General features: G+C 67.5%; 6 protein-coding genes. 4 read left to right on the forward strand and 2 right to left on the reverse strand.

Annotated features, from left to right (window positions below):
• The first annotated feature begins 205 nt into the window (after positions 1 to 205).
• Positions 206 to 469: a hypothetical protein gene (locus tag E2651_RS40020; RefSeq protein ID WP_135336193.1), complete on the forward strand. Its 264-nt coding sequence runs from the start codon at positions 206 to 208 to the stop codon at positions 467 to 469.
• 178 nt (positions 470 to 647) lie between these two features.
• Positions 648 to 1,820 (forward strand): phage major capsid protein, encoded by a 1,173-nt coding sequence (locus E2651_RS40025; protein ID WP_135336194.1) that lies wholly within the window; start codon positions 648 to 650, stop codon positions 1,818 to 1,820.
• A gap of 1,017 nt (positions 1,821 to 2,837) precedes the next feature.
• Here E2651_RS40025 and E2651_RS40030 read toward each other — a convergent pair.
• Positions 2,838 to 4,037 carry a transcriptional regulator gene (locus tag E2651_RS40030; RefSeq protein ID WP_135336195.1) on the reverse strand — a complete coding sequence of 400 codons (1,200 nt, stop codon included), beginning with the start codon at positions 4,035 to 4,037 and terminating at the stop codon, positions 2,838 to 2,840.
• A 374-nt stretch (positions 4,038 to 4,411) separates the two neighbouring features.
• On the opposite strand from E2651_RS40030, the gene E2651_RS40035 reads away from it, so the two are divergent.
• A complete protein-coding gene (locus E2651_RS40035; protein ID WP_135336196.1) occupies positions 4,412 to 4,633 on the forward strand; it encodes a hypothetical protein in 222 nt (73 codons plus the stop codon).
• 194 nt (positions 4,634 to 4,827) lie between these two features.
• Here E2651_RS40035 and E2651_RS40040 read toward each other — a convergent pair whose 3' ends face one another.
• Positions 4,828 to 5,019, reverse strand: coding sequence for a hypothetical protein (locus E2651_RS40040; protein WP_167829040.1), 192 nt, complete (start codon positions 5,017 to 5,019; stop codon positions 4,828 to 4,830).
• 27 nt (positions 5,020 to 5,046) lie between these two features.
• Here E2651_RS40040 and E2651_RS40045 point away from each other — a divergent pair.
• Positions 5,047 to 6,358, forward strand: a 1,312-nt coding sequence (locus tag E2651_RS40045) for an MFS transporter (RefSeq protein ID WP_135336198.1), incomplete at its 3' end; no start/stop codon positions are given.

Here is a 6,358-nt window from a genome sequence, read left to right on the forward strand (position 1 = left end):
CCCTCTCCTGGCTCGCCCGCCCGCATCCCGGCACCGGGCGGCGCCGCCCCCGCCAACGGCCCGCAGAGGGCCGCGTGTTCGCCTCGGTTACGACCTCACAGAGAGTGATGACGATTTCAATTCCGAAAGCGTAGCCACTCTGCGTGAGGTCGCTACTGAAGATCGCCCAACTTCGTACGAGTACGAGATCACCGGAGGAACGACCATGACCGACGATCAGCTACACACCGATCCCCTGGGGCTCGCGCTGAGCGTGATCAGTGCCGCGGAGCGCCGCCGCTTCGGCGAGATCACTGACGCGCTGATCGAGGCCGCCGACGCTGCGGCCGGGTCGAGCAGCTGGACGGTGCGCCCCGCCGCCGACTCCTGGCGGATGCTGGCCGAGCATCACCGCGCCCAACGTGATCCGCTGTGGCCCGTGTTCAGCGCCGCCGCCGCGAGGGCGGACGCCATGGGCACCATCGACTGACGGGCCATCAGTCCGGGTAGAATCGGATCACCGAGAGGGGCGGATCTTGCCCCACCTGGTTCGCCCCACGTCGGGCCGCTCCCTCTCGCCGAGCTGGTCACCACCTCGGATGCACGGCCGCATGTCGGCCCTTCCTTCGTCTGTTTCATTTGAAACAGACGCTATCCCGAGGTGAACAATGGATATTCTCGAATCTCTTGACCTGATCAGCGAGTTGACCGCCAAGCACAAGCGAATCCTTTCGGAACTCAAGGGGATCACGGAGAAGCCCAAGGAGGAGTTCACGCCTGGGCTGAAGATCCGCGCCGGAAACCTGACGGTGGCCGCTGCCCGTCTTGAGGAGCAGATAGCCGAAGCCCGTAAGTCGGGTGACGCTATCGAGCCTGCCGCCATCGAGTCCGGCGACGGCACCCGCCCTGACGGCCACAAGGGGGGCGCCTCTACGAAGGGGGCCCTCACAGTTAACGAGGGCGCGCGTCAGTGGGCCCATGCGGCAGCCAGCCAGCTGGTTAAGGCCGCTCGTGATCATGGCGTCAAGGCTGTCGCGGCAGGATCGTTCGATGCGCCCGGAATGATGCGCGTCGGCATGGTTCCGATGCCCGTCAATCCTGCGCGGCTTCTCGATTTGCTGGTCGATCGTCAGCCTATCGCGGGCAATGAGTTCGAATTCTTGCGGCAGACCGTGCGCACAGATGCCGCCGCGGCCGTGGTCGACGGAGATACCAAGCCGACTAGCACGTATACGGTGACGTCCATTCAGGACAGGGCAAGGATCTATGCCCACTTGAGCCAGGCCATTCCGGAGAGGGTCCTTCAGGACCACGCGGATATCGCGGACTTCCTCAATTTCGAGATGTCACGCGGCGTGCTGGACGCCCTTGAAGCGGACGTTGTGTCCGGTGCCGCTGCACAGGAAAACGTCGTCGGCATCGTCAACACGTCGGGGGTGGGCACGACGGCCTTTGCGGTGTCTATCCCGAATACCCTGAGGAAGGCTTACACCGCCTCACAGGTAGCCAAAGAAGCCCCTACCGCTTGGGCTCTGAACCCCGCCGACGCGGAAAACCTTGACCTTCTGCAAACCGCTGATGGGGAATACGTAATTGACGGGGGGGCCTTTCAGAATATCTTCAAGAATTTGCCCGTAGTCGTCAGTACGTCCGTACCGTCAGGTAAGGCACTCCTTGCCGATTGGCGTATGGCCCGCCTGTTTGTCCGGCAGGATCTGGTACTCGACTTCGACAGGAGCGGCACACTATTCACTAAGAACCAGGTGATTGCGCGTGCTGAAGGTCGGTTCGGATTCGCACTGTTGCGCCCGTCCGCATTCCGCGTGATCTCGACCGCATAACCCATAGGCCCCGGTGTCGCGGCCTACTTCCCGGCGCCGGTCTGCTGTACCCCATGGCTGGGCATGGCCGTGGGGTACAGCCCACCCCTCGCGTACGTGGCCATGGGCTAGGCGTGGTGGTGTGGCACCCCCACCCCTACCCCATGGCCTGTGCCTGTGCATCTCACCCTTCGGTGTCATGGCACATGAAGTGAATGTGTTCGATGTCGAGATGAACAACAGCTTCGATGATCGTGTCGACGTCGTCGAGCACGACGGCGATGTGTGCGATGCCGAGGCGCGAGGCCCGCTCACGCGCTCGGCACGCGTCGAGAAGGCAGCTCGGTCGCGCTGCGGCAGCTCCCGCCGGACAGCGACGACACCCAGACGTCCGGTGCCGCTGCTCCACGGCGCCGGACCGCCGCGCCCACGGTCTCGGGGATGACCACGGGCGCGGCACTTTGCTTGAGTGAATGATCTGGCTGCGCGCTAACACCGCGCCATGATCCACGGCCGACAGGGCGAGTGGATCAAGTTGCGGTCGGGGGCGCATCGATCAAGCCCTGACCTGCATCGATGTCGCATCACACCCGCAAACAAGGGGGGGTGGGTCATGCGCGTGATCGTTGATCACGGTGACCCCCAATGCCCTTATGTCCGCCAGAACCCTCTACTGGGACGTGGTGCAAACGACTGCAAATCCGCAGGTCAGGGGCGTGATCGGCGCCCTGGGGGGTGTTGTCCCACCTTGATCGCATCGCCGCAGAGTGATGATCGCCCAGGTGGGATGCCCCGACAAAGATCGAGTTGCGATCTGCAAACGCTCGCCGGTGATCTTGCGCCCCGCTGCGGCACTCGCTCCCCGTAGATCAGGTTCGGCATGTGCCGAGGCGGCGCGATCTTCGCAACGCCCCCCGTTGCGCCCCGTTGCGGCGTGCCGCGAAGAGCACCACGGCGCCTCGGCGTCGGGCGGGTTTCGGAGAGCGCGGCGAGGCGCAACCACCGCCCCTGTGCGGCGGGGGGCGGTGCGGCCCGTTGCTAGGGGCTCAGCTCCTGGTACGCCTCGCGGAGTTCGGGCGCCTCGGGGAGCTTGCGCGCCTCGACCGCCCGGACGATCTCCAGAACACGCCAGTAGTTCGCGGGCAGGAGGCGACCGGACAAGATCGCTTTCTGGGCGGCGTCTGTCGCTTCGTCCAGTCGATCGAGGGAGAGCAGCGTCAGCGCAAGGTCAAGGTGAGCCGTGACGATGCGTCGCGGCCACGTGCCCGGATCGCTTCCGGGAGCAGAGTGTCCGATCACCTCACGCGCGGGCGCCTCGGCTGCGGGATCACCGATCCACGCGAGCGTGGTCGCCGTGTACGACGTCGCCTTGTTCGGGTCGTACTGATAGTGATGTTCCGGCCGCGCCCGCATGACCATGGTCGAGGCGAGTTGCTGCACTCGGTCAATGGCGTTGTACGCCTCGGTCTTCTCTCCGAGCCGTGCACGCGCCCGCCCCTCCTGCGCGGTCGCCTGGATCGCGACAGAGCCGCCGCGCGGGGCAATGGCCTGGGCCGCGCGGGATAGGTCGACGGCCTGCCCGTAGTCGCCTGAGATGAGGGCAGTCCACGCCCGCGTCTCGAAGACCCACCCTTGGATCTCTGGGTGTTCAGCGTGCTGGGCGAGGAGCGCCGCCGTCCTGAGCCTGGACGCGGCTGCGGCGCCTTCCTTGAGATCGACATGAAGAGTGGCGCCGAGCAGCGACAGCCATCCGCCGAGTACGAGCAGACGGCGGTGTTCGCTGAGCGTCTTCCTCTCGTCCAGCAACTTCGCCACATACGAGGAGTGGCGTCGTACGTCGCGCAGGAGAGCGGACGGCTGCGCCCTCTGGTACGCCATGGCCAGCCCATCGAAGGCCTCTTCGAGGCGGTCGAGAGTCTCAGTGCCGACGTCGGACGCCTCGACCCGTCGCGCGAGTTCGAGCGCCTCCAGGTCGTCGTCCGAGCCTGGTCCGGCAGCCCATGGCGGATCTTTCGGGCTGCTCGCCGGCTGGGAATCACGGCTGGCCAGGGCCATGAGCGAGCCCTCGGCACCAACGAGCTGATCTAGGCCTCGTGCCAGCTTCGCGCTCGGCCGTTGTTTCCCGCTCAATACGCGGGAGACGAACGCTCCGTCGTAATTGAGCGCGCGGGCGGCCCCACGTATCGAGATGTTCTTCTCCGCGAGAGCGGCACGGGCACGGGTGGCGAATTCGGTCATGGTCGGACTCCGTAAGGGGCGTTGACCGTTGACTGTCAGCGTAGTCATCGCCCGTCAACTTCTGCCCTGCTCGCGGCCAACGAAGCATCGAAAGATACAGACCCCGGCGAGGTGGTGAGACCTCCCGGGGCGCGGCCAACGCTTACGAGGAGCGCCGACATGGCAGAGCGTACGACCCAAGACCAGAGCGCTGAAGCGGGCACCGGAAGCACCGGCGGAATGACGTTGCGCGTGTACCGAGTCGACCGGTCCGGCACGATCACGGCTGACACGGGTACGCGGCGCGTGGATTGCAAGGGGTTCGAGCTGCCGACGTCATCGGCCTACCCCGTGTGCTCCTGCCCCGACTGCGCCCGGAAGCGGGCCGCGAGGTGATGACCAAGACGAAGGCCCTGCCCGACCCGAGCACCCTGAACGGCGATCAGTTGCGCGGCTGGGCATGCGCGCTGTGCGGTGCGCGGCTGTACGCAGACCGCCCTCTCGGCATCGCCACTCTCGTACGGGAGAAGAGCACCGAGGACGTCGAGTTGTGGGCGTGCGCGCCGTCGTGTCCGTCCCGCCCCTGTGGTCCCGGTGAGCGGGCGCGGTACCACTGAGACCCCCGGTCCGGCGCCGTCGCGGGCCAGCTGGACCGGACGGAAGCGCCCCCGCCTCGTACGACAGAGGCGGGGGCGTTGTGCTGGTCGGGGTCAGTTCTCGCGGGCGTACACGACCAGCGAGACGACGGCGACGGCCGCGAGCACGATCACGAACCAGTGCGCCCACATCAGGCGGATGATCTCGAAGAGGCTCATGCCGCGTCACCTGCCGCAGGGTCGCGCTTCAGGCTCCACGGCATCCACGGGAAGACGCGCCGATAGACGCTGATCGTGAGGATCTGGTCGCGGGTCAGGGGCGGAAGGTCTTTGGCCATCTCGCGGCCCCACTGGTCGCCAGAATCGGGGCTATTGCCGTCCATGGCGACGTCGCTAAAGTCAGTCATTGGGTTCTCGCCTGCTTCCATCAGGTGATGACCAAGGCCCTGTCCGGCGCTCCAACGCCGGGCGGGGCCGTGCTGTTGCTTGGACCGTCCTCCCGGATCGTTCAACTGTCAAGGGCTGCATCTCAGTTGAGTCACAAACCAGCTATCGGGACCGCCATGCCGGTCGCCGCCCGGGAGTTGGACGGGGTGTCGCTCTACGCCTTCGCCTTCTCCGCGTACTTCACCACCAGCCTCTTCGGGATGGTGCTCTCCGGGCAGTGGGCCGACCGGCGTGGGCCGCTCGGGCCGCTTGCCAGTGGGATCGCCGCCTTCGCGGCGGGGTTGCTGCTCGCTGGGACCGCCGGGGCCATGTGGATGTTCATCCTCGGGCGGGCCGTGCAGGGGCTTGGGGGTGGGCTCGTCATCGTCGCGTTGTACGTCGTCGTCAGCCGGGCCTATCCGGAGCATCTGCGGGCATCCATCCTCGCCGCGTTCGCGGCCAGCTGGGTCGTGCCGTCCGTCGTCGGGCCGCTGGTCTCCGGGACCGTCACCGAGCACCTGGGGTGGCGCTGGGTCTTCGTCGGGATCCCCGTCCTCGTCGTCGGGCCGCTCGCCCTCGCGCTGCCCGCCATCCGGCGCACCGCGTCCGGGCCCGTCGACCCCGCCGCCCCCGTCGAGGCCTTCGACCGGCGGCGCATCCGGCTCGCGCTCGGGATCTCGCTGGGGGCCGGGCTCCTCCAGTACGCCGGTCAGGATCTGCGCTGGCTCTCGCTGCTCCCCGCGGCCGTCGGAGCCGCCGTGCTCGTCCCCGCGGTGCTCGGGCTGCTGCCCCGCGGCACCTACCGGGCCGTGCGCGGGCTGCCCTCCGTCGTGCTTCTGCGCGGCATCGCCGCGGGCTCCTTCATCGCCGCCGAGTCCTTCGTGCCGCTGATGCTGGTCACCGAGCGGGGGCTCAGCCCGACCATGGCGGGGCTCTCGCTGGCCGTGGGCGGTGCCACCTGGGCGCTCGGCTCCTACGTACAGTCGCGGCCGCGCATGGAGCCCCACCGGAGCAAGCTGATGGTGGTGGGGATGGTGCTCGTCGCCTCCGCCATCGTCGCCGCGCCCAGCGTGCTGATCCATGCCGTGCCGGTGTGGACCGTCGCCGTCGCCTGGGCCTTCGGCTGCTTCGGCATGGGCATGGTCATCGCATCGACCAGCGTGCTGCTGCTCAGGCTCTCGGCGCCGCAGGACGCGGGCGCGAACTCCGCCGCCCTGCAGATCTCCGACGGCCTCTCGAACTCCCTGCTGCTCGCCGTCGGCGGGGCCGCCTTCGCCGCGCTTGGCGGCGGGATGGTGGGCGCGGGGCACGGCGTGGGCG

Source organism: Streptomyces sp. MZ04 (assembly GCF_004684775.1).
Lineage (GTDB): Bacteria > Actinomycetota > Actinomycetes > Streptomycetales > Streptomycetaceae > Streptomyces.

Excerpts from the sequence above, each read along its gene's own strand:
- E2651_RS40020 (WP_135336193.1), top strand. The coding sequence starts at position 206 with ATGACCGACGATCAGCTACACACCGATCCCCTGGGGCTCGCGCTGAGC.
- E2651_RS40025 (WP_135336194.1), top strand. The coding sequence starts at position 648 with ATGGATATTCTCGAATCTCTTGACCTGATCAGCGAGTTGACCGCCAAG.
- E2651_RS40030 (WP_135336195.1), bottom strand. The coding sequence starts at position 4,037 with ATGACCGAATTCGCCACCCGTGCCCGTGCCGCTCTCGCGGAGAAGAAC.
- E2651_RS40035 (WP_135336196.1), top strand. The coding sequence starts at position 4,412 with ATGACCAAGACGAAGGCCCTGCCCGACCCGAGCACCCTGAACGGCGAT.
- E2651_RS40040 (WP_167829040.1), bottom strand. The coding sequence starts at position 5,019 with ATGACTGACTTTAGCGACGTCGCCATGGACGGCAATAGCCCCGATTCT.